The 22,055-nt window shown below is 74.1% G+C and carries 21 protein-coding genes; 7 read left to right on the top strand and 14 right to left on the bottom strand.

What is annotated here, in order from left to right; genetic code table 11:
* Nucleotides 1–35 precede the first annotated feature (35 nt).
* The 3 genes from ACZ6ZN_RS23430 to ACZ6ZN_RS23420 all read right to left on the bottom strand — a co-directional run bounded on the left by ACZ6ZN_RS23430 (nucleotide 36) and on the right by ACZ6ZN_RS23420 (nucleotide 2,640).
* The gene (locus tag ACZ6ZN_RS23430) at nucleotides 36–557 is read right to left on the bottom strand and encodes a DUF3291 domain-containing protein (RefSeq protein ID WP_469649065.1); all 522 of its coding nucleotides are present in this window, start codon (nucleotides 555–557) and stop codon (nucleotides 36–38) included.
* Nucleotides 558–721: 164 nt separating this feature from the next.
* Complete coding sequence (locus tag ACZ6ZN_RS23425; RefSeq protein WP_469649063.1) at nucleotides 722–1,777, bottom strand: tetratricopeptide repeat protein; 1,056 nt, start codon at nucleotides 1,775–1,777, stop codon at nucleotides 722–724.
* Between the two features lie 185 nt (nucleotides 1,778–1,962).
* Nucleotides 1,963–2,640 (bottom strand): AIM24 family protein, encoded by a 678-nt coding sequence (locus ACZ6ZN_RS23420; protein ID WP_469649059.1) that lies wholly within the window; start codon nucleotides 2,638–2,640, stop codon nucleotides 1,963–1,965.
* Between the two features lie 204 nt (nucleotides 2,641–2,844).
* On the opposite strand from ACZ6ZN_RS23420, the gene ACZ6ZN_RS23415 reads away from it, so the two are divergent.
* On the top strand, nucleotides 2,845–4,092 hold the full coding sequence (locus tag ACZ6ZN_RS23415) for an SGNH/GDSL hydrolase family protein (RefSeq protein ID WP_469649056.1): 1,248 nt from the start codon (nucleotides 2,845–2,847) through the stop codon (nucleotides 4,090–4,092).
* Nucleotides 4,093–4,122: 30 nt separating this feature from the next.
* Here ACZ6ZN_RS23415 and ACZ6ZN_RS23410 read toward each other — a convergent pair whose 3' ends face one another.
* The 4 genes from ACZ6ZN_RS23410 to ACZ6ZN_RS23395 form a co-directional block, all read right to left on the bottom strand.
* Complete coding sequence (locus ACZ6ZN_RS23410; protein WP_469649053.1) at nucleotides 4,123–7,059, bottom strand: helix-turn-helix transcriptional regulator; 2,937 nt, start codon at nucleotides 7,057–7,059, stop codon at nucleotides 4,123–4,125.
* A gap of 183 nt (nucleotides 7,060–7,242) precedes the next feature.
* Nucleotides 7,243–7,596 (bottom strand): UBP-type zinc finger domain-containing protein, encoded by a 354-nt coding sequence (locus ACZ6ZN_RS23405; RefSeq protein ID WP_398108264.1) that lies wholly within the window; start codon nucleotides 7,594–7,596, stop codon nucleotides 7,243–7,245.
* Nucleotides 7,593–9,038, bottom strand: a complete 1,446-nt coding sequence (locus ACZ6ZN_RS23400) for an ATP-binding protein (RefSeq protein ID WP_451879166.1) — start codon at nucleotides 9,036–9,038, stop codon at nucleotides 7,593–7,595. Before ACZ6ZN_RS23400 ends, ACZ6ZN_RS23405 begins: the two co-directional genes overlap by 4 nt.
* Nucleotides 9,035–10,711: an NAD(P)/FAD-dependent oxidoreductase gene (locus ACZ6ZN_RS23395; protein WP_469649050.1), complete on the bottom strand. Its 1,677-nt coding sequence runs from the start codon at nucleotides 10,709–10,711 to the stop codon at nucleotides 9,035–9,037. Before ACZ6ZN_RS23395 ends, ACZ6ZN_RS23400 begins: the two co-directional genes overlap by 4 nt.
* Nucleotides 10,712–10,893: 182 nt before the next feature.
* Here ACZ6ZN_RS23395 and ACZ6ZN_RS23390 point away from each other — a divergent pair, with 182 nt between their 5' ends.
* Nucleotides 10,894–11,787 (top strand): universal stress protein, encoded by an 894-nt coding sequence (locus tag ACZ6ZN_RS23390; protein ID WP_469649047.1) that lies wholly within the window; start codon nucleotides 10,894–10,896, stop codon nucleotides 11,785–11,787.
* 1 nt (nucleotide 11,788) lies between these two features.
* Here ACZ6ZN_RS23390 and ACZ6ZN_RS23385 read toward each other — a convergent pair whose 3' ends face one another.
* The 3 genes from ACZ6ZN_RS23385 to ACZ6ZN_RS23375 form a co-directional block, all read right to left on the bottom strand.
* Nucleotides 11,789–13,021 (bottom strand): DUF4032 domain-containing protein, encoded by a 1,233-nt coding sequence (locus tag ACZ6ZN_RS23385; RefSeq protein WP_469649044.1) that lies wholly within the window; start codon nucleotides 13,019–13,021, stop codon nucleotides 11,789–11,791.
* A gap of 41 nt (nucleotides 13,022–13,062) precedes the next feature.
* Nucleotides 13,063–13,809 (bottom strand): MBL fold metallo-hydrolase, encoded by a 747-nt coding sequence (locus ACZ6ZN_RS23380; RefSeq protein ID WP_469649042.1) that lies wholly within the window; start codon nucleotides 13,807–13,809, stop codon nucleotides 13,063–13,065.
* Between the two features lie 120 nt (nucleotides 13,810–13,929).
* The gene (locus tag ACZ6ZN_RS23375; RefSeq protein ID WP_469649040.1) at nucleotides 13,930–14,553 is read right to left on the bottom strand and encodes an alpha-ketoglutarate-dependent dioxygenase AlkB; all 624 of its coding nucleotides are present in this window, start codon (nucleotides 14,551–14,553) and stop codon (nucleotides 13,930–13,932) included.
* 83 nt (nucleotides 14,554–14,636) lie between these two features.
* Here ACZ6ZN_RS23375 and ACZ6ZN_RS23370 point away from each other — a divergent pair, with 83 nt between their 5' ends.
* The gene (locus ACZ6ZN_RS23370) at nucleotides 14,637–15,308 is read left to right on the top strand and encodes a TetR/AcrR family transcriptional regulator (RefSeq protein WP_451879172.1); all 672 of its coding nucleotides are present in this window, start codon (nucleotides 14,637–14,639) and stop codon (nucleotides 15,306–15,308) included.
* 17 nt (nucleotides 15,309–15,325) lie between these two features.
* Nucleotides 15,326–16,999, top strand: coding sequence for an FAD-binding dehydrogenase (locus ACZ6ZN_RS23365; protein WP_469649037.1), 1,674 nt, complete (start codon nucleotides 15,326–15,328; stop codon nucleotides 16,997–16,999).
* 22 nt (nucleotides 17,000–17,021) lie between these two features.
* Here the strand turns inward: ACZ6ZN_RS23365 and ACZ6ZN_RS23360 are convergent, their stop codons facing one another.
* Nucleotides 17,022–17,372: a DUF488 domain-containing protein gene (locus ACZ6ZN_RS23360; RefSeq protein WP_451879174.1), complete on the bottom strand. Its 351-nt coding sequence runs from the start codon at nucleotides 17,370–17,372 to the stop codon at nucleotides 17,022–17,024.
* Between the two features lie 150 nt (nucleotides 17,373–17,522).
* On the opposite strand from ACZ6ZN_RS23360, the gene ACZ6ZN_RS23355 reads away from it, so the two are divergent.
* Nucleotides 17,523–17,966, top strand: a complete 444-nt coding sequence (locus tag ACZ6ZN_RS23355; protein WP_398108254.1) for a DUF6098 family protein — start codon at nucleotides 17,523–17,525, stop codon at nucleotides 17,964–17,966.
* A 34-nt stretch (nucleotides 17,967–18,000) separates the two neighbouring features.
* On the opposite strand, the gene ACZ6ZN_RS23350 is transcribed toward ACZ6ZN_RS23355, so the two are convergent.
* Both ACZ6ZN_RS23350 and ACZ6ZN_RS23345 read right to left on the bottom strand, forming a co-directional pair.
* Nucleotides 18,001–18,252, bottom strand: coding sequence for a WhiB family transcriptional regulator (locus ACZ6ZN_RS23350; RefSeq protein ID WP_369194178.1), 252 nt, complete (start codon nucleotides 18,250–18,252; stop codon nucleotides 18,001–18,003).
* Nucleotides 18,253–18,354: 102 nt separating this feature from the next.
* On the bottom strand, nucleotides 18,355–19,572 hold the full coding sequence (locus ACZ6ZN_RS23345; RefSeq protein ID WP_469649034.1) for a saccharopine dehydrogenase family protein: 1,218 nt from the start codon (nucleotides 19,570–19,572) through the stop codon (nucleotides 18,355–18,357).
* A gap of 114 nt (nucleotides 19,573–19,686) precedes the next feature.
* Between ACZ6ZN_RS23345 and ACZ6ZN_RS23340 the strand changes: the two genes are divergently transcribed.
* Entirely contained in the window at nucleotides 19,687–20,403 is a 717-nt protein-coding gene (locus tag ACZ6ZN_RS23340; RefSeq protein ID WP_451879176.1) for a TetR/AcrR family transcriptional regulator, read from the top strand.
* A gap of 24 nt (nucleotides 20,404–20,427) precedes the next feature.
* Here ACZ6ZN_RS23340 and ACZ6ZN_RS23335 read toward each other — a convergent pair whose 3' ends face one another.
* Nucleotides 20,428–21,327 (bottom strand): LysR family transcriptional regulator ArgP, encoded by a 900-nt coding sequence (locus tag ACZ6ZN_RS23335; protein WP_469649826.1) that lies wholly within the window; start codon nucleotides 21,325–21,327, stop codon nucleotides 20,428–20,430.
* Between the two features lie 69 nt (nucleotides 21,328–21,396).
* Between ACZ6ZN_RS23335 and ACZ6ZN_RS23330 the strand changes: the two genes are divergently transcribed.
* On the top strand, nucleotides 21,397–22,014 hold the full coding sequence (locus tag ACZ6ZN_RS23330) for a LysE/ArgO family amino acid transporter (protein ID WP_469649032.1): 618 nt from the start codon (nucleotides 21,397–21,399) through the stop codon (nucleotides 22,012–22,014).
* Nucleotides 22,015–22,055 lie beyond the last annotated feature (41 nt).

Here is a 22,055-nt window from a genome sequence, read left to right as displayed (position 1 = left end):
CCGTGACGCACCCTGACCCGGGAAGGGGCGCCGGGTCAATCGACCGGAGTGCCCTGCGGGGTGAACGCGCGGTGGAACGTGAAGGCGTGCGGTGCGCAGCCGTGGTCGTGGAGGTGTTCCAGCTTGGCCACCCCCTCCCGCCAGGTGGGTGTCACGCCGTCGGCGACCCACCACAGCACGTGACTCGGGTGTCCTGTCCGCTCGAACCACTCGTGGCGCCTGCTCAGGGCCTCCCGGTGCAGACCGCCGTAGACGGCGTCGAAGGCGTGGCGCAGGCCGCTCCAGAGCGAGAGGGTCGCGGCCAGGGCGGTCGTCTCCGCCGTCCGGCCCTTGACGTACCAGCTCGGTGCGGCGAAGCGCCCCCACGCGCCCCAGTCCGCCTCGAAGAGCAGGCCCCGGTCGCCGCCCGCCGGTTCGGCACGGGAGATGTATCCGGGGTGCCGGCCGATCGTCCGGTACACGGCCTCGCCCCGGTCGTAGAACGCGCGCATGCGCGGTCCGGGGTCGGCGAGGGGAGACGTCAGGACTCCGAACGTGTACAGAGCGAGCGTGGGCATGCGTCTCCCCGGTCGGTGAGGGGGTGGGATCCGGAGGAACCCTCCAGCGGTCATGGGCGATCGCGGCAGGCCAGCTGAAGGTAGCCGCCCCCGCGGAACCTGTCGACGTTGCGTTTTCCGCGTCCACGTGGCCTCCGCACCGCCCCGTCACCCCCCGACGGCCGTCAGCGGACCGGCTCCGCCACAGGGGCCTGCGCCGGTATGCCGAGCTCCACGCGGGCCCGGGCCACCATCGCGCCGGTGTGCCCGAGGCCCATGCGCTCCGCCGTGGCCGCCAGATCGGCGAGTTCCGCCGCCGTCTCGGCCCGGTCGCGCCCGAGCCGGGCCAGGGACTTGGCGAGGCCGAGGCGGGACAGGGCCTCGCCGCGCGCCTCGCCCATCTCGCGGAACCCGGCGAGCGCCTGCTCGTACCACGCCCGCGCCTGCTCGTAACGCCCGGCCCGGTACAGGACGTTGCCGCGCATCTTGTGGTTGTAGGCGAGCGCGCTCGACAGCCGCATCGCGCGGCAGGTCGTCTCGGCCTCGCTCAGCAGGTCCAGCGCCCGCTCGGTGTCCCCGTCGCGCGCGGACACCACGTCGGCCATCCCGCGCAGGGCCCAGGCGTGGCCCCGCCGGTCCTCGGCGCGGGCCGCGATCCCGGCCGCCTCCTCGAACAGGGCGTACGCCGAGTCGTACGCGCCGGTGTTGCGCTGCATCTGCGCGATGCCTTCCAGCGCCCACACGGTGTGCCGTGCCTCACCGCGCCGCCGGGCCTCGGCGAGCAGTTGCTCGTGCAGCCGGCCGACGGCGTCGTAGTCGCCCTGGATGCGGCCCGTCTCCGCCAGCCCGGCCAGGGAGTAGCCGCGTACGACGGCGTCCCCGCCGCGGTCGCCCAGCTCGGCGGCGAGGTGCAGGAGCCGGCGGGCCAGGGCGAAGGCGCCGCGCTGGCGGGCCAGCGTCCCCCCGCTCCACAGGGCCCAGGCCATCGCCCCCGCGTCCTGCGCCTGCCGGGCCGCCCGGTAGCCGGCCTTCCAGGCCCGGTCCGCCTCCCGGACCTGCCCGAGCCGGCGGTGGGCCTCCGCCACCGCGAGGCCGCAGCGCGCGGCCTCCCCGGGGTTCCCGGCCCGCTCGGCGGCCTCCAGCTGCGCGGTGCCGGCCGCCAGGACGTCGGTGAGGGACGCGTTGACGGACAGGTTCGTGAGGGCGCCCTGGTACTCGGGGGCGAATGCCTTGCCGTACATCGATGCCTTTCGGTCCGTGTGCACACCGTCTCTACACACCGTGTATACACAAAGCGTATACGCGGAGCGTATAGCGGGGCGGAAACCAGCCCTGGCCACCGGGGCCAGGGCATCGTCTGTCGCCGGTCAAGACGCCGGCCGGACGGAACAGGTTGTCCGTGAGGCGCAGATCACTCCACGCGGTGTCAGTGCTGCCCTGCCTTCTGCGGCGTCGCCTCACTGGGCCGCACGACGACGAACCCCTGGCCCTGGAGCATCAGTTGCACGGCCTCGCCCGAACCCCCGCGCAGCATCGAGCCGATGGACTGGGAGCGGTGCAGGGACGTCTGCAGCCCCGCCGTCCATCCCACGACGGCGTCGGTGTCGACGTACACCGGGTACTGCGGCGACACCGGGATGACCAGCGGGGTGCCCTCGCAGACCAGCCCCAGCCTGCCCTGCCCGGTGAAGACGCTGTTGAACAGTCCGCCGCCGGTCATGCCGGCGCCCTTCACGGTGGAGATGCGGTACGACAGCGTGGCGTCGAAGCACAGGACGTTGCGGCCGTTGACCGTGAACTCGTCACCGGGCTCGACGTCGACGACGAAGCAGTTCTGCGCCTCGTGCGCGAACCACGCCTCGCCCTGCCCGCGCACCGCCATCAGCGGAAGTCCCTCACCGGTGACCGCCCGCTTGAGCATGCCGCCCACGCCCTGGCCCTTGCGCTCGAACTGGAGGTTGCCGCGGTAGGAGATCATCGCGCCCTGGCGGGCCAGCATCTCGCCGTTCACCGTGTACCGGATGCACTTGGCGTTCTCGACCGTCATGCCCGGCGCGACGGCCGGCTGCACCATGTGCTCACTGGAAAAGAGGTCACCCTTCATCCCGGCATCCTCACCCGGACCCTTCCCCTCCGCCAAGATCGTGGCGTGGGGCCCCGGGGCCCGGGGTACGCGACGGGTTCGTCCCCGACCGCACGGCTACGGTGGCGTGCTCCGGGGCGGCCCGGGAGGCCCGGCGGCCCGGTGACCGCGCGGGACCGCCCCGTGACCCAGTTCGCACACCGACCGGCCGAAGGAGCGCCGACCATGCCCCGCACCGCACGCCCCCGACGACGTGCCGTCCTCGCCGCCCTGTCCTGCTGCGTCGCGGTGGGCTGCGGGACGGACACGGGCCCGGCGGGCGCCCGGCCGACCCGTCCGCCCGCCGCGCCGGCCGCATCCGGCCAGGGCGTCGTCACCTGGGCGGCATCCGCCCACCGCGTCGGCGAGGCGGCCCGCGGGGACCGCGGCTACCGGCTCGTGGTGCACACCAGCGTCGGCGGCAGCGGCCTCAGGGTGCGGCTGTCGAACGCCTTCGGCGACCGGCCCGTCACCTTCGGCGCCGTCCACGCGGGCCTGCGACGGGACGGGGCGGCCCTCGTGCCCGGCAGCAACCGGCCCCTCACCTTCGGCGGCGCGAGCACCGTCACCGTCCCGGCCGGCGGCCTCGTCCTCAGCGACCCGCTGCCCGGGCACGTCCCCGCCGGACGCGACCTCGCCGTCAGCCTGCGCGTCACCCGGGCCGGCGGCCCGCTCACCGGGCACGCGGCGGCCATGCAGACGTCGTACGTCAGCGACGGCGCCCACACCGCGCAGGAGAGCGCGACCCACTGGACGCGGCGCACCGGCGCCTGGTTCTACCTCGACGCCGTCACCGTACGGCCCCGCAGGGGCGCGGCAGCCGTGGCGACCCTCGGCGACTCCATCACCGCCGGCTGGCACTCCACGGCCGACCGGAACCGCCGCTGGCCCGACCACCTCGCCCGCCGGCTGGCGCGATCCAGCACCGGCACGATCGAGGGCGTCGCCAACGAGGGCATTCCCGGCAACCGCGTCCTCAGTGACGGCCCCGGGCCGAGCACCCTCAACCGCCTGAGCCGGGACGTGCTGTCGCTGCCGGGCGTGCGCACCGTCCTCCTCTTCCAGGGCGTCAACGACATCAAGGCCGAACCCGCCCCCACCGCCGCCCAGTTGATCGCCGGGTACCGCACCCTGGTCGAACGGGCGCACGCCGCCGGGAAGTGCGTCGTCGGCGCCACCGTCGCCCCCTTCAAGGGCTGGCCCGAATGGGACCCCGCAGCGGAAGCGGTGCGCCGGAAGGTGAACGCCTTCATCCGCGACAGCGGCGCCTTCGACGCCGTGACCGACTTCGACCGCGTCCTGCGCAGCCCCTCCGACCCGGAGCGGCTGCTGCCCGCCTACGACAGCGGAGACCACATCCACCCCAACGACAAGGGCATGAAGGCGCTGGCCGACGCGGTCGACCTCGACAGCCTCGAATGCCGCACCGGCTGACGCGGGCCCGGACCGGCGGGAGCGCGGCCCTCACCCCGGCTGCGACGGCTGCGGCGTGATCAGGCCCTCCCGGTAGGCGACCGCCACCGCCTCGCCACGGCTGGAGGCGCCCAGTTTGGCGAGGATGTTGGAGACGTGGACGCTCGCCGTCTTGCCGCTGATGAACAGCTCCTCGCCGATCTGCCGGTTGCTGCGGCCCAGGGCGAGCAGCCGCAGCACGTCCTGCTCGCGCGCGGTGAGCGCGCCGGCCCGGCCGGCCGCGTCCGGCGCGTCCGCGAGCCGGCCGCGCCGCACCAGGGCGTCCACCTGCTCGCGCAGCGGCACCGCACCGAGCCGGACGGCGATCTCGCGCACCTCCCGCGCCTGCGCCGCCGCCTCCTCACGCCGTCCGGCCGCGACCAGCGCCTCCGCGTACCGCACCCGGCAGCGTGCCTGCTCGTACACGTCGCCGTAGCCGAACGCCGCCACCGCCCGGCACCAGGACGCCGGATCGGGCCCAGACCCGGCGCGCACCCACTCCGCCTCGGCACGGGCCAGCCACGCCTGGCCCTCCGGGCCCTGCGGCGCGCCGTCCTCGCCGTGCCCGGCGACGTCCCGGGCCAGTTCGACCAGTTCCGCCGCCGTGTCCACCCAGCGGCGCTCCCCGGCCGCGTCACCCGTGAGCCGCGACTCGGCGGCCGCGTCGGCCACCGCGGCCAGCGCCAGGGCGGCGAGCCGGACCGCCGCGTCGGGACGGGTGCCCGCCTCGTCGGTCAGGGCCGCAACCGTGGACCGCGCCCACCGCACGGCCTCCCCGGGGTCCCGGCGCAGCGCCGCCGCGTCGGTCAGCACGAGACCCGCGACCAGGGTGGCCATCCAGTCGAACGGTCCCTCGAGCAGGGCGCGCGCCCGCTCGGCGGCCGAGAGGTCACCGCGGGCCACGGCCACGGACAGCGCGGGCCCGACCGTGTACCCGCCGGCCGCCGGCAGCACCTCGGCGTCGGCGCGGGCCGCCCGCACGCACTCGTCCCAGCGGCCCAGCACGTGCAGCACCACCAGCCGCAGGTACCGCATCTCCAGCGGGTACGGCGACGACAGCAGACCGGTGCGCCGGGCCCGGTCCTGGCCCTCCGTCAGCCAGGGCAGGCACTCCGCCGGTTCCCCGTTCTCGTAGCAGCCCATGGCGAGGTTGAACAGGGCCCGCAGCTCCACGGCGGCGTTGCCCGAACGCACAGCGAGGTCCCGGGCGGTCAGCAGCCGCTCCCGGCCCGGCGCGCCCCGCCGCCCGCCCGGGTCGAACCCGGCCAGGGAGATCAGCAGGTCCGCCTGCGCGTCGAGCACGTGCAGCCGCTCGGCCACCTCCACCGCGCGCCGGGCCACCTCGAGCGCGGTGTCGTTCTCCCCGATGTAGCGGGCCGCCATGACATGGGTGGCCGCCGCCCACACCCAGGTGCGCGAGGGCGGGTCCTCCGGGATCATCGCCAGGGCCTCGCTGCTGTAGGCGAACGCCGTCGTCAGGCTGTCCACGCTCAGCAGGTTCCCGGCGAGCGTGTAGCGCACCCGCGCGGCGAGTTCGGAGTCGGCGTCCTGCCCCAGGTCCGCCAGCGCCGACCGGGAGAGCGAGACGGCCCGGTGCAGCTCCCCGGCGTGCGCGGCCGCCGCGGAGGCGCGCAGGGTCAGCGGCACCCGCCCCACGGCCGCGCCCGCCGGCCGCGCCTCGGGCGGCACGGCGGGCCACAGGTCCAGGGCCGTCTCCAGATGCCGCTGCTCCTCGGCCGGCGCCCCCACCCGCTGGGCGTGGTCGGCGGCCTCCAGCGAGGCGGCCAGCGCCTCCGCCAGATCGTGGCTCTCCCGGTAGTGGTGGGCCCGTTCGGCGGCGCTCTCGGCAGGCCGTCCCCGCCCGGCGAGCAGACGCGCGAACGCCCCGTGCAGGCGGGCCCGTTCCCCGGGCAGCAGATCGGCGTAGACGGCCTCACGGGCCAGGGCGTGCCGGAAGGAGTAGGTGTCGCCGTCCCCGGCGACGAGCAACTGCCGTCCCACCGCCTCGCGCAGGGCGGACTCCAGCTCCGCCTCGGGCAGCCCGACCGCCTCCCGCAGCAGGTCGTGCTCGACCCGGCGCCCGGCGACGGCGGCGGTCCGCAGCACCTGCTGCGCGGTGTCCGACAGCTGCTCGAACCGGATCAGCAGCACGTCGGCCAGCCCGCTCGGCACCCCGCCGGAGCCGGAGCCGGTGGCCGCGAGCAGTTCCTCGGCGTAGAAGGCATTGCCCTCGGCCCGCTCCACGATCCGCCGCACGGTGGCGTCCGGCAGGGGTTGCCGCTCCAGCGCCCGCACCAGGCGGTCCACGTCCGGGTCGGTCAGCGGCCGCAGCTCCAGCCGCTCCACGACCGGCAGCCGGACCAGCTCGGCGAGCAGCGGCCGCAGCGGGTGCCGGCGGTGCAGGTCGTCGGCCCGGTAGGAGGCGAACACCGCGAGCCGCCGCCGCAGCACGCCCCGGCCGAGCAGGAAGCGCAGCAGGTCCCGCGACGACTGGTCGGCCCAGTGCAGGTCCTCCAGCACGAGCAGCAGCGGGGCGGTGCCGGCCACGTCGGCCAGCAGCCCCGCCATGCCCTCGAAGAGCCGCAGCCGGCCGTCCACGTCCCGCACGGAGTCGGTCCCGGCGCCCAGCAGTCGCTCCACGACCGGATGGGCGGCCAGGGCGTCCGCGAACCGCGGGTCGGCGGCGAGCACACCGAGGATCTCGGTGAACGGCAGATAGGGCAGGCCCACGTCACCGAGGTCCACGCAGTGCCCGGTGACCACGGTCATACCGGCCTCGGCGGCCCGCTTCCCGGCCTCGTCCAGCACCCGGGTCTTGCCGACACCGGCGTCCCCGGCGAGCAGCACCGCCCGCGCCTCACCCGCGCGGGCACGCTCCAGCACCCCGGACAGGCGCGCGAGTTCGGCGTCGCGGCCGACCACGGGCGCGAGGGATGAAGCCTGGGGCACGGAACCAACTCTCTCTCGCCGAGGACACGGGGCGTGGCGCCATCGTGCCGCGGGCACGACCGGCCGCGGGCACGACCGGGCAGGGACGGTCCTCCGCCGGACGACCGACACGACCGAGGCGGCGACCAGGGACGACCGACGAGACCGACACGACCGACACGACGGGGAGGTACCCGGACGCAGCTACCCGCGCAGCACCTTCGCCCAGTCCGCGGGGACCCGTCCGGCCGGGCCCGGCGCGGGCTGGTCGTCCGGGTGGCTCACCGGCGCGGCCAGTTCGGGCCCCTCCTCGTACAGCTCGTTCGTCTCGAAGTTCCAGAACCAGGTCTCACCCGGCTCGTAGCTCTGCACGAAGGGGTGCCCGGTCTCCCGGAAGTGGGCCGTGGCGTGCCGGGCGGGGGAGCTGTCGCAGCACCCCACGTGCCCGCACTGCGCGCACCGCCGCAGGTGGAACCACCAGCCCCCGGCCGTGTCGCACTCCGCGCACCCGCTGCCGCTCGGCGGCACACCCGGGTCGATGCCGTTCGCCTCGCTCATGCCGACTCCTCCTCCGCCGCTGTCAGCGGCAGCAGCACCTGAAATCGCGTGTCCCCCGGTTCCGACTCCACCTGGATGCTGCCGTGGTGCTTGTTGACCACGATCCGCCAGGAGATGTCGAGCCCCAGCCCGGTCCCCTCGCCCACCGGTTTCGTCGTGAAGAACGGGTCGAAGATCCGCTCGCGGTGCTCCGCCGGGATGCCCACGCCGGTGTCGCGGAACTCCACGAGCAGCCGGTCGTTCTCCCGGGCCGTCCGCACGGTCAGCGTCCCGTGCCCGCCCGCGCTGTTCATCGCGGCGACCGCGTTGTCGACGAGGTTCGTCCACACCTGGTTGAGCTCCGCCGGGTGGGCCGGGATGCTCGGCAGCGTCCGGTCGTACTCCTTGACCACCTCGATGTCCCGGCCGATCTTGCCCGAGAGCATCAGCAGGGTGGAGTCGAGGAGTTCGTGCACGTCGGCGTGGCGGAAGGGCGCCCGGTCCAGCTGCGAGTACTGCTTCGCCGCGTCGACCAGGTGGGAGATGCGGGTGGTGGAGTCGCTGATCTCGTCCATCAGCAGCTCGGTCTCGACGGTGTAGTTGAGCCAGCCGACCGCGCTCGGCAGCATGTCCTCGTCCACCGCCGTGGCGACCTGCTCCAGCCAGTCCACGTCGAGGCCGGCCTGCACGAACGTGGGGGCGATCCGCCAGCCCTCCGGCAGGCCCCGGTCGTCGAGCCAGTCGGTCAGCTCGTCCTCCCGGTCGGCGGCCTCCAGCGGGCTGAGCACCGGGGCCTTGGCGACGCGTTCGGCGGTCCGCTCCTGGATGTCGATGAGCTTCGCCATCACCTCGGGGGAGTACGAGCCCTGGGCGATGACCGCCAGCTTGTGCCGCATCTTGCCGACCCGCTCGCGCAGGGTCGCCGTGGCCCGCACCGCCGCGGCGGCCGGGTTGTTCAGCTCGTGCGTGAGTCCCGCGGACAGGGAGCCGAGCGCCAGCAGCCGCTCACGCTGGCCGATCATCGCCTGGGTGTTCTTCGAGCCGAAGAACAGCCCCTCCAGCAGATGCACCGCCATCGGGAACCACTCCTGCATGATGCCCGCGAACGTGTCGGCGGGCAGCACGAAGAACCGGGTCGGCTCGGTGACGCGCATCGAGTTGTTGTAGACCTGCCGCACCCGGTCGCCCAGATACGCCTGCATGGACCCCGCGTACACCCCGCGCTGGGAGGTCCGGGTCACCTCCACGTCGTCCGCGCCGACCCGGCGGTACAGCACGACCGTGCCTTCCAGCATCACGTAGAAGCAGGTGGCGGGCTCGCCCTCGGTGTACACGGGCCCGGGCTCGAACCGCTCCACCCGCCCCTCGGCGCACAGCCGGCCGAGCTGCTCCGGCGAGAGCTTCTCGAACAGGAACAGCGCGCCGATCTCCTGCGGGTCGCAGGGCGCCGCCCGGCCGCTCACGACTGCTCCAGGTACCGGTGGACGAGCATCACGGCCATGGCTCCCTCTCCGACGGCGGACGCGACCCGCTTCGCGGACTCCGAGCGGGCGTCGCCCGCCACGAACACCCCGGGCACGTTGGTCTCCAGGTGGTACGGGGGCCGGTCCAGCTCCCAGTCCAGCGGCGGGCGCCCGTCGGGCGTCAGGTCCGGCCCGGCCAGGATGAACCCGCGCTCGTCGCGCAGCACCGTCCCGTCCAGCCAGTCGGTCAGCGGGGCGGCGCCGATGAACACGAACACCCACTGCGCGTCGACCTGTTCGCAGGCGCCGCTGTCCACGTCACGCAAGGTGAGCCGCTCCAGGTGCCCGTCGCCGTGCGCCTCCTCGACGACCGTACGGGTGCGGACCTGGATGTTCGGGGACTCCTCGATCTGCTGCACCAGGTAGTGCGACATGGACGCCGTGAGCGATTCCCCGCGCACCAGCAGCGTCACGGACTTGGCGCCGCGCGCGAGGTACATCGCCGCCTGCCCGGCGGAGTTGGCGCCGCCGACGATGTACACGTCCTGGTCCTGGCAGGCGGGCGCCTCCGTGAGGGCCGATCCGTAGTAGACCCCGCAGCCGGTCAGGTCCGCGCAGCCGGGGGCGGCCAGCTGCCGGTAGGAGACGCCGGTCGCGAGGATCACGCTGTGCGCGGCGACCGCCGAGCCGTCGGAGAACCGGACGATCCGCGCCGCGCCGTTGGCCTCCAGTGCCGTCACCTCGCGCGCGGTGAGGATCTCGGCGCCGAACTTGGCCGCCTGCCGCCGGGCCCGGTCGGTGAGCTGCGCGCCCGACACGCCGTCGGGGAAGCCCAGGTAGTTCTCGATGCGGGAGCTCTGCCCGGCCTGTCCGCCGGTCGCGGACCGCTCCACCAGTACGGTCCGCAGCCCCTCGGAGGCGCCGTAGACGGCCGCGCCGAGTCCGGCCGGGCCGCCGCCGATCACCACGAGGTCGTAGAAGTCGGCGGTCGGCGTGGTCGCCAGGCCCACCCGCGCGGCCAGGTCGACCGGCTCCGGCTCCACCAGCGGCGTCCCGTCGGGCGTGACGACCACGGGCAGCCGCAGTCCGTCCTCGCCGGCCGCGGCCAGCAGCCGCCGTCCCTCCGGCTCGTCGGAGGAGTACCAGCGGTAGGGCACCTGGTTGCGGGCGAGGAACTCGCGCACGTCGGAGGAGCGGGCCGACCAGCGGTGTCCCACGACCTTGGTGGCGGGCACGGGCCGGAAGTCGCTGGAGCGCCACGCCTGGAGCAGGTCGTCCAGGACCGGGTACAGCTTCTCCTCGGGCGGGTCCCACGGCTTGAGCAGGTAGTGGTCGAGGTCGACGACGTTGATCGCGTCGATCGCCGCGCTGGTGTCCGCGTACGCCGTCAGCAGCACCCTGCGGGCGCCCGGGTAGACGTCCAGCGCCTGTTCGAGGAACTCGATGCCGTTCATCTGCGGCATGCGGTAGTCCGCGAGGATCACCGCGACCAGGTCGCCGCGCAGCTTCAGCTCCCGCAGCGCGTCCAGCGCGGACTCGCCGGACTCCGCCCGCACGATCCGGTACGTCGCGCCGTAGCGCCGCCTCAGGTCGCGGGCCACGGCCCGCGAGACCCCCGGATCGTCGTCGACGGTCATGATGACGGTCCGCGCCGTTTCGGCGGCCTGTGTCATGCGTCCCCCACGCCGGGCGGTCGACTCACGGCGCGGAGCTCCCGGGGCACCGCGCCGACCTTCGCCCATCGTATGTTCGATCGCCGCCCCGCGCTCCGATACGGAGATCCGCTCCACGCGGCGGCGGCGGGGTGGGGGAGACTGATCGGCATCGCCCGACGACCGTTCCAGGAGGCAGCCGCATGACACGCCCGATCACCGCAGGGCTCGACGGATCGCAGGAGAGCCTCGCGGCCCTCGGCTGGGCGGCCCGCGAGGCGGTACGGCGCGACCGGCCGCTGCATGTGGTGCACGCCTGGCGGGTGGAGGACCGGGAGGCGCTCCCGCCGGGGTTCGAGGGGGACGCGGACCGCCAGGCGGCGTGGGTGCGCGGCGCGGTCGACGAGGCCGCCGCGGCCGTCACCGAGCGGCACCCCGGCCTGAGGACGACCGTCGACGTCGTGCAGGGCGAGACCGTCGGCGCCCTGATCGCCGCCGCGTCCGGCGCCGAGACGCTGGTGCTCGGCTCCCGCGGGCACGGCCCGATCGTCGGCTTCCTGCTCGGCTCGGTCGGCCAGCAGGTCATCGCCGGGGCGACCCGCCCGGTGGTGCTGGTGCGGGCCGCCGACCAGCCGTCGGGCGAGGCGGCCGGGCGCGAGATCGTCGTCGGCCAGCAGGGCGAGCCGCAGGACAGCGCGGAGGTACTGCGCTTCGCGTTCGAGACGGCCGCCGCGCGCGGGGCCACCGTCCGCGTGGTCCGCGCCTGGACGCTGCCGCCGCTGTTCACCTACAGCCCCGGCTCCCTGAAGCTGCTCGACGAGGCCGGGGGCATGGAGCCGTACGAGAAGAAGGCCCTGGCCGACGCGGTGCGGCCCTGGCGGGAGCGGTTCCCGGGGGTGCCGGTGGTGGAGCACGTCGAGATGGGCAGCGCGGGCCAGGTGCTGCTGTCGGTGGCCGGGACGGCCCAGTTGATGGTCGTCGGCCGCCGGGCGCGCCGCACGGCCGTCGGCGCGCGGATCGGCTCGGTCGCACACGGGGTGCTGCACCACGCGGACTGCCCGGTGGCGGTGGTGCCGCACACCGCGCCGGCCCAGTAGCTCAGCCCTGCGCCGGCGGCGGGGTCTCGTCCGCCGCCGGCAGGACGTTCTCGATGTAGTCCGCGACGGCCGTGTCCAGGCCGATGTCCTGCTGGGCCCGCTCGGACAGGTACCAGCGGTGCTCCAGGAGCTGGTGGTAGATCTCCGCCGGGTCCACGGCGCCGCGCAGTCCGGGCGGCACGGCCCGCACGGTGGGGCGGAACACCTCCCGCACCCAGCGGTGGGCGAGGACCTCCGGCCGGGCGGCGAGGGGGTCCGCGGGGTCGTAGTCGTCCTGGGTGGCCATCCAGCTCTCCAGGTCGTTCAGCAGCCGCCGGGCCTGGTTCTCCTCGGTGTCCAGCCCGGTCAGGCGCAGCAGCTGGCGCTGGTGGTGCCCCGCGTCGACCACCTTGGGCACGAAGGTGACGCTGTCGCCGTTGGAGGCGTGCTCGATCTGCATCTCCGCGACGTCGAAACCGAGGTCGTTCAGGCGGCGGATGCGGCGTTCTATGTAGTGGTACTTGCCGGCCGGGTACACCGAGGTGCGGGTCAGCTCGTCCCACAGGCCGCGGTAGCGGGCGCAGATCTCCGTGCCGAACTCGATCGGGTCCACCGACGGGTGCAGGGCCCCGGACGCCTCCAGGTCCAGCAGTTCCCCGCTGATGTTCACCCGGGCGAGATCGAGGTCGTACTCCCGCTGCCCGGGGCTCAGCTGGGGGTGCAGGTCACCGGTCTCGGCGTCCACGAGGTAGGCCGCGTAGGCGCCCGCGTCGCGCCGGAAGAGGGTGTTGGACAGCGAGCAGTCGCCCCAGGCGAATCCGGCCAGGTGCAGCCGCACCAGCAGCACGGCGAGGGCGTCCATCAGCCGGTGCATGGTGGCCGGGCGCATGGTCGTCTCGAACATGGAGCGGTAGGGCATGGAGCCGCCCAGGTGCCGGGTGACCAGGACACTCTCCAGCGGGGCCCCGTCCGTGTCGATGCGGCCGGTGACCACGGCCAGCGGGTCCACCGCGGGGATCCCGATGCGGTCCAGGTCGCGCAGCAGCTCGTACTCGCGCAGGGCGGGCCGCTCCGCCAGCTCCTTCACGGCGATCACCTCGTCGCCGGCCCGCGCGTAGCGCACGACGTGCCGGGAGATGCCGCGGGGCAGCGGCACGAGGTACTCCGCCGGCCACTCCTCCAGGGGGACGTCCCACGGCAGTTCCAGCAGGAGCGCGGGGTGCTCCGGGTTGGTCGCGCTGATCTGCAGTGCCATGGGCCGCTCGTCCTCGTCTCGCCGCCGATCGTGGCCTCACTCTAAAGGGCCAGTTCCCGGGCCCTCAGAGCGGCGTCGCGCACCGGACCGCGGTGCACCGGGCCGTGGCCGGGCAGCAGCACCTCGGCGTCCAGGTCCGCCAGCGTGTCGAGGGAGGCCAGGGCACGGGGGCGCTCGCGGTGGAACATGTCCGGCAGCAGTTGCGGCCCTCGGATGCGCGCGGTGGGGTGCCCGGTGACCAGGGCGTCGCCGGAGATCAGCACCCCGGTGCCCGGCACGTGGTACGCGCAGTGCCCGTCGGTGTGGCCCGGGGTGTGCACCGGGACGGGCCGCCCGGGGACGTCCAGCGCGCCGGTGTCCGGGAAGGCCCGCGGGGCGGTGACGGGGACGTGGGCGGTGCCGCCCGAGCGCAGCGCGTGTACGGCCCACGGCAGCACGCCCGGCCGCCACCCGTTGCGCAGCACCGTGCCCACGGTCACCTGGTGGAGGAACTCCCGCCGCGCGTGCGGCACTTCGGCGTCGTGCAGGTGCACGGGCGTGCCGTACGCGGTGCTCAGGTGCTCGGCGGAGCCCAGATGGTCGTTGTGCGCGTGGGTGATCAGCACGGCCGCGACGGCCTCCGGTGCGCTGCCCACCTGCGCGAGCGAGGCGAGGACCTGCTCACGGTCGCCGGGGTAGCCGGTGTCGATCAGCGTGGCGGCGTCCCCGTCGGTGAGGATCACCCAGTTCGTGTTCGAGCCGTGCACCAGGTAGGTGCCGTCCGCGACGTGCTGCACGTCCGCCCGCATGATCGCCCCGCCCTGTGTCGGTGTGGCCGCCGGTCCTGTCGGGGGACAGGAAAGCAGACCCCGGCGCGGGCGCGGGCGGCGGGTGGGGCCGAGGGGGCCGGACCGGTCGCGGCGGGCGGGTCACCGCACGCCGTGGGGGCGGAACTGGATGCTGATGCGCGGTCCCGTCGCCCGGGTGCTCTTGGGGATCGAGTGCTCCCAGGTGCGCTGGCAGGACCCGCCCATGACGACGAGGTCGCCGTGGCCGAGCGGGCGCCGCACGGTGCTCCCGCCGCCGCCGAGAGGCCGCAGCAGCAGGTCCCGCGGTGCTCCGACGGACAGGATGGCGACCATCGTGTCCTCGCGGGCACCGCGCCCGATCCGGTCGCCGTGCCAGGCCACGCTGTCCCGGCCGTCGCGGTAGTAGCACAGGCCCGCCGTGGTGAACGGCTCGCCCAGCTCCTCGCCGTAATGGGCGCTCAGCGCGTTCCGCGCCTCGGCCAGCACCGGGTGGGGCAGCGGGTCGTCCGCGCCGTAGTACGCGAGCAGCCGGGGCACCTCGACGACGTGGTCGTACATCTGGCGGCGCTCCGCCCGCCACGGCACCTCGGCGGCGAGCTGTTCGAACAGCGCGTCCGAGCCGGAGAGCCACCCGGGCAGGACGTCGAGCCAGGCACCGGCGCCGAGCCCGGTGCGGCGGATTCCGTCGAGCGGACCGAGGCGCAGCTCGTCGGTCTGGTCGAAGAGGGAGCCCTGGAGGTGCATGTCTGCAGCGTACCTCCTATTCGAAAAGATGTTCCATTGGGGGAGGGGTCGACCCACTCGCTCCGGGCCCTTTCGATACAGCGATGTATCGAATACATTCCTGTATCGAAAGGAGGCCGACCGTGCAGGCAACCACCGGCCGCGTGACCCGGCGCCGGGTGCGCACCCGCGCCAGGCTCCTGGAGGCCGCCTTCGCCGTCTTCGCGGCCAAGGGCTTCGGGCACGTCTCGATCGAGGAGATCTGCGACGCCGCCGGGTACAGCAGGGGCGCCTTCTACTCCAACTTCTCCAGCCTGGACGAGCTGTTCTTCGCGCTCTACGAGGAACGGGCCGACCTCATCGCCGAACAGGTGGCCGGGGCCCTGGCCCTCGACGGAGAGGGCCTGGACGTGCCGGCCGCCGTGGACCGCGTGACCGACGTGCTGCTCCTGGACCGCGACTGGCTGCTGGTCAAGACGGACTTCCTCGTGCACGCGGCCCGCGACCCCGAGGTGGCGCACAGCCTGCTGCGGCACCGCGCCCGGCTGCGGCAGGCCATCGCCGACCGCCTCGCCCGAGCCCGCGGCCACACCCCGCTGCCCGCCGTCCTCGGCGGCACCGACGGCGCCGCCCAGGCCGTGGTCGCGGCGTACGACGGCGTCACCGTCCAACTGCTGCTGGACCGGGACGCCGAGCGCGCCCGGGCCTGGCTGAAGCAACTGCTCACGGCCCTGCTGACCGACGGCAGCGGCACCCCGGACCACGCGCAGGACTGAAGAAGGGAACGGTCGCCATGGACGCCGATGTCATCGTCGTCGGAGCGGGCCTCGCCGGCCTGGTCGCGGCACACGAACTGACCAGCAGGGGCAGGAGGGTCGCGCTCGTCGACCAGGAGAACGCCGCCAACCTCGGCGGCCAGGCGTTCTGGTCCTTCGGCGGGCTGTTCCTCGTCGGCTCGCCGGAACAGCGGCGCCTGGGCATCAAGGACTCCTTCGACCTGGCGTGGAGCGACTGGCGGGGCAGCGCCGGCTTCGACCGGCTGGACGACGAGGACTCCTGGGCGGTGCGCTGGGCCCGCGCCTACGTGGAGTTCGCCGCGGGGGAGAAGCGGTCCTGGCTCGCCGGCCACGGCATCACGTTCCTGCCCACCGTGGGCTGGGCCGAGCGCGGCGACCTCACCGCGCACGGCCACGGCAACACCGTCCCCCGCTTCCACATCGCCTGGGGCACCGGCACCGGCGTCGTCGAGCCCTTCGTGCGCCACGCCCGGCAGGCCGCCCGGGACGGGCTGCTCACCTTCCACCACCGCCACCGGGTCGACGCCCTGGTCGTCGAGGGCGGCGCCGCCACGGGCGTGCGCGGCACGGCCCTCGCCGAGGACCGCTCGCCGCGCGGCGTCGCCTCCAGCCGCGAGGCCGTCGGCGCGTTCGAACTCACGGCCCAGGCCGTCGTCGTCACCAGCGGCGGCATCGGGGCGAACCACGACATCGTCCGCCGCCACTGGCCCGAACGCCTCGGCACCCCGCCGCGGGAGATGGTCACCGGCGTCCCCGCCTACGTCGACGGCCGGATGCTCGACATCAGCGCCGAGGCGGGCGTACGCCTGGTCAACCGCGACCGCATGTGGCACTACACCGAGGGCCTGGCGAACTGGGACCCGATCTGGCCCGGCCACGGCATCCGCATCCTGCCCGGGCCGTCCTCGATGTGGTTCGACGCCCGCGGCCGCCGTCTGCCCGGGCCGTACCTGCCCGGCTACGACACCCTCGGCACCCTGAAGCACCTGCGCACCACCGAGGACATCGCCGGGTACGACCACTCCTGGTTCATCCTCACCCAGCGGATCATCGAGAAGGAGTTCGCGCTGTCGGGCTCCGAGCAGAACCCGGACATCACCGCCAAGGACCGCGCCGGATTCCTGAAGGAACGCATCCTCGGCAAGGGCGCGCCCGGACCGGTCGACGCCTTCGTGCGCAACGGCGCCGACTTCGTCACCGCGCCGAGCGTCGAGCAGCTGGTGGAGAAGATGAACCGCCTCACCGGCGAGCCGCTGCTCGACGCCGAGGACATCAAGCGCCAGATCGAGGCCCGCGACCTGCAGATCGCCAACCCCTACGCCAAGGACGCCCAGGTGCAGGGCATCCGCAACGCCCGCCGCTACATCGGCGACCGCCTGGGCCGGGTCGCCACCCCGCACCGCATCCTCGACCCGGCGGCCGGCCCGCTGATCGGCGTCAGGCTGCGCGTCCTCACCCGCAAGACCCTCGGCGGCATCCAGACCGACCTCGACTCCCGCGCCCTGGGAGCCGACGGCACACCGATCGAGGGCCTGTACGCGGCAGGGGAGGTCGCCGGGTTCGGCGGCGGGGGAGTGCACGGCTACAACGCGCTGGAGGGCACCTTCCTCGGCGGCTGCCTGTTCTCCGGCCGGGCCGCGGGCCGCGCGGCGGCGAAGCAGACCGCTTGACGGACGCGGGCCGCCCGCCTCCTCAGTCGTCGAGGAGGCGGGTCAGCACGGTGGCGTGGCTCTGCTCCGGCGTCTTCGACGCGGTCAGCAGGGTCACGTCGCCCTTGCGGACCAGGGCACGCAGATCGTCGAGCGCCTCGGCGGCCTCGTCGGCGGCCAGTTCCGCCTCGTACCGCTCGGCGAACTCCTCGTAGCCGCCCTCGCCCGCGTGGTACCAGCGGCGCAGTTCCGTCGACGGGGTGAGCGCCTTCGGCCACGCGTCGACCCGTGCCTGGTCCTTCGCCAGTCCGCGCGGCCACAGCCGGTCGACCAGGACCCGGGTCCCGTCCTCCGGCTCGGCGGGGTCGTAGACACGGCGCACACGGACACTCATGGCCGGCTCCTCTCGGTGGCTCGCGGCGGTGGAGGTGCCGCGAGCCTAACCCCGTCCGGCGGACGGCACCGCCCGGCGCGAGACGGCGGATTCCGCGCACGCGCGGCGGGTACTCCGTCCGCCGACGGCGCCGAACGAGGAGGTCACGGCATGAGCGCGAGGGACGACCTGCCGGTCGTGCGCACACTCGACGAACTCGCCGAACTGGTCGAACGGCACGACGGCCTGTACGTCCGCTGGTCCCGCGGCCCGGAGACCGATCTGCGCAGAGTGTCCAGCAAGGACGACCTGACCGGGGTGCAGATGCCGGGTCTGTCCGCCAACCCGCTCGGTGTGGAGGAGTGGTGGGAGGACCGCCCGGTCCGCCTGTGGGTGGCGCGCCGTCTGTTCGACTACGCCCATCTGCCGCACGAGAAGGGTCCGGGGGTGCAGCCCTGGGTGCTCGCGGGGCGGGAGGCGGCCCGCGGGCCGGACAACGAACCCCTGGTCGTCGAGGCCCGGCCGCTGTGCCGGATCGACCGGCGGGTGATCGACGAGGCGAAGGCGGAGGTCGCCCGGCAGGAGAACCCCTGGGGGACGCTGCGCCGCAGCTGACCCCCAGGGGAGGGAGGAGAGGGGAGGGAGGGACTCAGCCGGAGCGGCGGCGGGCCGCCGCGCGCCGCTTCAGCGCACGGCGCTCGTCCTCGCTGGTCCCGCCCCACACGCCGATGGACTGCCCGGTGTCCAGTGCCCACTGCAGGCACTGCTCCTGCACCGGGCAACGCCGGCACACCCCCTTGGCCTGTTCGGTCTGCAACAGGGCCGGGCCGGAGGTGCCGATCGGGAAGAACAGCTCGGGGTCCTCGGTCCGGCAGGAAGCGTGGTTGCGCCAGTTGTCCATCGAAGTCACCTGCATCGCGGTAGAGATGTGCAGTTCTGGATGCTCGCTTCTGTTCGGGTCACCTGTCGACGCGTGGTGAAACCGGGACCGGCGGACGAACCGTCACTGCTCGCGCATGCCCCACGGGGAGCCGTAGGCCGTCAGCAGGTCCAGGAAGGGGCGGGCGGGGAACGCCTCGGGACCCAGCACACCCGTGCCCGACCAGGCGCCGGTGGCGAGGAGTTCGAGCGCGACCACGGGGTTGACGGCGGTCTGCCACACCACGGCCTGCGAGCCGTACTCGGTCATCGACCACTGGTTGTCCACCACGTGGTAGAGGTACACCTCGCGCGGCTCGCCGTCCTTGATCCCGCGCACCCAGGTGCCCGCACACGTCTTGCCGTGCATCCGCTCGCCGAGGGTCGCCGGGTCGGGCAGGCAGGCGGCGACCACGTCCCGCGGCGAGACGGCCACCGGGCCGTCCGGCCCGGGCACGGTCACCGGCTCGGTGCGGTCCAGCCCCAGCAGATGCAGCGTCTTCAGCGTCTCGACGAACTCCCGGCCCAGGCCGTACTTGAAGGTCACCCGGCGCGCGTCGACCCAGCGCGGCACGAGCAGCACCTCCTCGTGCTCCACGTTCACGCACTCGACCGGACCGATGCCCTCGGGGAAGTCGAACACCTCGGGCTCGCTGAAGGGTTCGGTGGTGAACCAGCCACGGTCGCTCTCGTAGACCACCGGCGGGTTGAGGCACTCCTCGATGGTGGTCCAGATGCTGAAGGAGGGGGCGAAGTCGTACCCGTCGACGGTCAGGTTCGCGCCGTCCCGGATGCCGATCTCCTCGATCTCGTCGAAGAGTTCGTCGGCGGCGTGGCGGGCGAACACATCGGACAGGCCCGGCTCCACCCCCATGCCGACGAGCGCCAGCAGGCCCTCCTTCTCCCAGTCGGCCGCCTGCTCGAACTGCTCGTCGCCCAGTTTCACCCCGACCTGCGCGTAGGGCCGCTCGGGGTGCGGACGGGACAGGGACATCGCCATGTCGAGGTAGGTAGCGTTGGCCGCGCGTGCGGCACGGAAGAGCGGCATCACGAAGCGCGGGTCGGTGGCGTTGAGCAGGACGTCGCAGCGGTGCCATGCCAGCAGCCGGGCGACGGCCGCCTCGTCACCCGCGTCGACCTGCTCCGCGGTGAAACGGGCGTCCCCGCCGAGCGCGGCCACCGCCGCCTCGGCGCGGGCCGGGTCGTAGTCGGCCACCACCATGGCCTCGAAGAACGGCCGCCGGGCCGCGATCCGGGTGATCGCACCGCCCACGCCGCCGGCACCCACGAGCAGAACACGCATGACAGAAACTCCCTATTCGCGAAGAACGTGACGCGCTGTGGGACCGATACAACGCCGCCCCGTGCCTTAAGGTCAATGGCGTTGGCATAAGGCGACCCGGAAGGGAGCAGCACCGTGCCCAAGCCCGTGGTACCCGAGGGCGAGCGCCGCCGGCGCAGGCCCACCAAGAGCGGGACCGTGCTGTCCGAGGAGCTGATCGTCGAGACCGCGCTGCGCATGCTGCGCGAGCACGGCAGCGCGGGCCTGACCGCCCGCCGACTGGGCCTGGCCCTGGACGCCGACCCGAGCACGCTCTACCGGTACTTCCGGGGCATGGACGACCTCACGCTCGCCATCGGCGACGCCCTGATCGGCCAGGCGCTCGACGGCTGGCGGCGCACCGGGCAGTGGCGGGCCGACCTGCGCTCCTTCGGGCTGCGGGTGCACGCCGCGTACGTCGAGCACCCGCAGGCGGCGGTGCTCACCGCGAGCCGCGTCTCCGGCCGGGCCAGTGAGATCGCCGCCGACGAGGCGCTGCTGGACGTCCTGCGCACGGCGGGTTTCCCGCTGCCCGAGGCGGTGCGGGTCTACCACGCCTTCATCGACACCACGCTCGGACTGGCCGCGCTGGACGCCGCGTCCCTCGCGCTGCCCGCCGACTCGCTGCGCTCCGACGAGCAGATGTGGCGCTCGACCTACGCCCGGCTGCCCGCCGCCACGCATCCCCGCATCGCCGAGGCGGCACCCCTGCTCGCCACCCGCATGGTCACCAGCGCCTACCCGACGGCCCTGGAGATGCTGCTGGACAGCGCACAGGCCCGCCTGGACGCCTGCCGGGAGGAAGAGGCCTAGCGGGATCATCCCGGCCCGGGCGTCTCAGGGCCGCAGGGCCTCGGCGGCGACCGCCGTCACCGTCCGGGCGACCTGTGCGAGCGCGGGCGAGTCGAGCTTCCACAGCTGCCAGTACAGCGGGACGTCCACGGCCCGGTCCGGCGCGATGCCCACGAGCCGCCCGTCCCGCAGCAGGGGCGCCGCCTGGGCCTCGGGCACCAGGCCCCAGCCGAGCCCGGCCGCGACCGCCTCGGCGAACCCCTCCGAGGTCGGCACGTACTGCCGCAGCGCACTCGCGCCGCTCCGGCCGGCCGTGAGCCGGCGGACGAACCCGTCCTGGAAGTCGTCCCGCCGGTCGAAGACCACCACCGGGACCCGAGGGAGCACCTGCGCGAGAGGCGCGCGCAGATGGCGCGCGGCGAACTCCGGCGAGGCCGCGGGAAGGTAGCGCATGCGCCCCAGCGAGCGCACCGAGCAGCCCGGCACCGCGTCCGCCGACGAGGTCACCGCCGCCATCACCACCCCCTCGCGGAGCAGGGCGGCCGTGTGGTCCTCGTCCTCGCGGCGCAGCTCGAAACAGAGCCGCGCCTCCTGCGGCACCCGCGTGAGGACGGGCAGGAACCAGGTCGCCAGCGAGTCCGCGTTCACCGCCACCGACACCCGCGTCGGCTCCCCGCCGCCGCTGAGTCCCAGCTCCGTGTACGCGTCGTGCTCCAGCCGCGCCACCTGGCGGGCCAGCCGCACCAGCACCTCGCCCGACTCCGTCGCCCGCACCGGCTTCGTCCGCAGCAGCAGCACCCGCCCCGTGCGCTGCTCCAGTGCCTTCACGCGCTGGCTGACCGCCGACGGCGTCACGTGCAGGGCGGCGGCGGCCGCGTCGAACGTCCCCTCGTCCACCACCGCGAGCAGCGTGCGCACCTGATCCAGGGGGAGATCCGTCATCATCACGTGTGCTAACGATACGTAAGAATCCTTAGCTGGACCCGCAGAGATCCGGTACGTAGCGTCAGCGCCATGACCAGCACCTTCACCGCCGGCGCCGCCGGATTCGGCACCGGACTGTCCCTCATCGTCGCCATCGGGGCCCAGAACGCCTTCGTGCTGCGCCAGGGGATCCGCCGCCAGGCCGTCCTCGCCGTGGTCGGCATCTGCGCCCTGTCCGACGCCCTGCTCATCGCGCTCGGCGTCGGCGGTGTCGGAGCGGTGGTGGTGGCGTGGCCGGGCGCGCTGCGGGCGGTCGGCTGGATCGGCGGCGCCTTCCTGCTCTGCTACGGGGCGCTGGCCGCGCGGCGGGTGATCCGGCCCGGCGGCGGGGCGCTGCGGGCGGAGGGGGAGGCGGCCGGCTCCGCCCGCCGGGCCGTGCTGACCTGCCTGGCCATGACCTGGCTGAACCCGCACGTCTACCTCGACACCGTCTTCCTCCTCGGATCCGTCGCCGCCGACCACGGCTCCCTGCGCTGGACGTTCGGCCTGGGGGCCGTGCTCGCCAGCCTGTGCTGGTTCACCGCCCTGGGCTTCGGCGCCCGGCTGCTCGGCCGGTTCCTGGCCAGGCCGGCCGCCTGGCGCGTCCTGGACGCCCTGGTCGCCGCCACCATGATCGTGCTCGGGGCCGTACTCCTCGCCGGAAGCTGACACCGGCCGCCGCGGATCCGGCGACCGGTGCGATAGTGATC

This window comes from Streptomyces sp. NPDC053665, from assembly GCF_055585285.1.
This window is presented reverse-complemented; position numbering and strand designations above follow the sequence as displayed.

Coding starts and splice junctions, on each gene's coding strand:
- ACZ6ZN_RS23430 (WP_469649065.1), bottom strand. CDS start 557: ATGCCCACGCTCGCTCTGTACACGTTCGGAGTCCTGACGTCTCCCCTC.
- ACZ6ZN_RS23395 (WP_469649050.1), bottom strand. CDS start 10,711: ATGACACAGGCCGCCGAAACGGCGCGGACCGTCATCATGACCGTCGAC.
- ACZ6ZN_RS23365 (WP_469649037.1), top strand. CDS start 15,326: ATGGACGCCGATGTCATCGTCGTCGGAGCGGGCCTCGCCGGCCTGGTC.
- ACZ6ZN_RS23360 (WP_451879174.1), bottom strand. CDS start 17,372: ATGAGTGTCCGTGTGCGCCGTGTCTACGACCCCGCCGAGCCGGAGGAC.
- ACZ6ZN_RS23375 (WP_469649040.1), bottom strand. CDS start 14,553: ATGCACCTCCAGGGCTCCCTCTTCGACCAGACCGACGAGCTGCGCCTC.
- ACZ6ZN_RS23335 (WP_469649826.1), bottom strand. CDS start 21,327: ATGATGACGGATCTCCCCCTGGATCAGGTGCGCACGCTGCTCGCGGTG.
- ACZ6ZN_RS23350 (WP_369194178.1), bottom strand. CDS start 18,252: ATGGACAACTGGCGCAACCACGCTTCCTGCCGGACCGAGGACCCCGAG.
- ACZ6ZN_RS23425 (WP_469649063.1), bottom strand. CDS start 1,777: ATGTACGGCAAGGCATTCGCCCCCGAGTACCAGGGCGCCCTCACGAAC.
- ACZ6ZN_RS23370 (WP_451879172.1), top strand. CDS start 14,637: ATGTATCGAATACATTCCTGTATCGAAAGGAGGCCGACCGTGCAGGCA.
- ACZ6ZN_RS23420 (WP_469649059.1), bottom strand. CDS start 2,640: ATGAAGGGTGACCTCTTTTCCAGTGAGCACATGGTGCAGCCGGCCGTC.
- ACZ6ZN_RS23355 (WP_398108254.1), top strand. CDS start 17,523: ATGAGCGCGAGGGACGACCTGCCGGTCGTGCGCACACTCGACGAACTC.
- ACZ6ZN_RS23415 (WP_469649056.1), top strand. CDS start 2,845: ATGCCCCGCACCGCACGCCCCCGACGACGTGCCGTCCTCGCCGCCCTG.
- ACZ6ZN_RS23380 (WP_469649042.1), bottom strand. CDS start 13,809: ATGCGGGCGGACGTGCAGCACGTCGCGGACGGCACCTACCTGGTGCAC.
- ACZ6ZN_RS23405 (WP_398108264.1), bottom strand. CDS start 7,596: ATGAGCGAGGCGAACGGCATCGACCCGGGTGTGCCGCCGAGCGGCAGC.
- ACZ6ZN_RS23390 (WP_469649047.1), top strand. CDS start 10,894: ATGACACGCCCGATCACCGCAGGGCTCGACGGATCGCAGGAGAGCCTC.
- ACZ6ZN_RS23330 (WP_469649032.1), top strand. CDS start 21,397: ATGACCAGCACCTTCACCGCCGGCGCCGCCGGATTCGGCACCGGACTG.
- ACZ6ZN_RS23385 (WP_469649044.1), bottom strand. CDS start 13,021: ATGGCACTGCAGATCAGCGCGACCAACCCGGAGCACCCCGCGCTCCTG.
- ACZ6ZN_RS23345 (WP_469649034.1), bottom strand. CDS start 19,572: ATGCGTGTTCTGCTCGTGGGTGCCGGCGGCGTGGGCGGTGCGATCACC.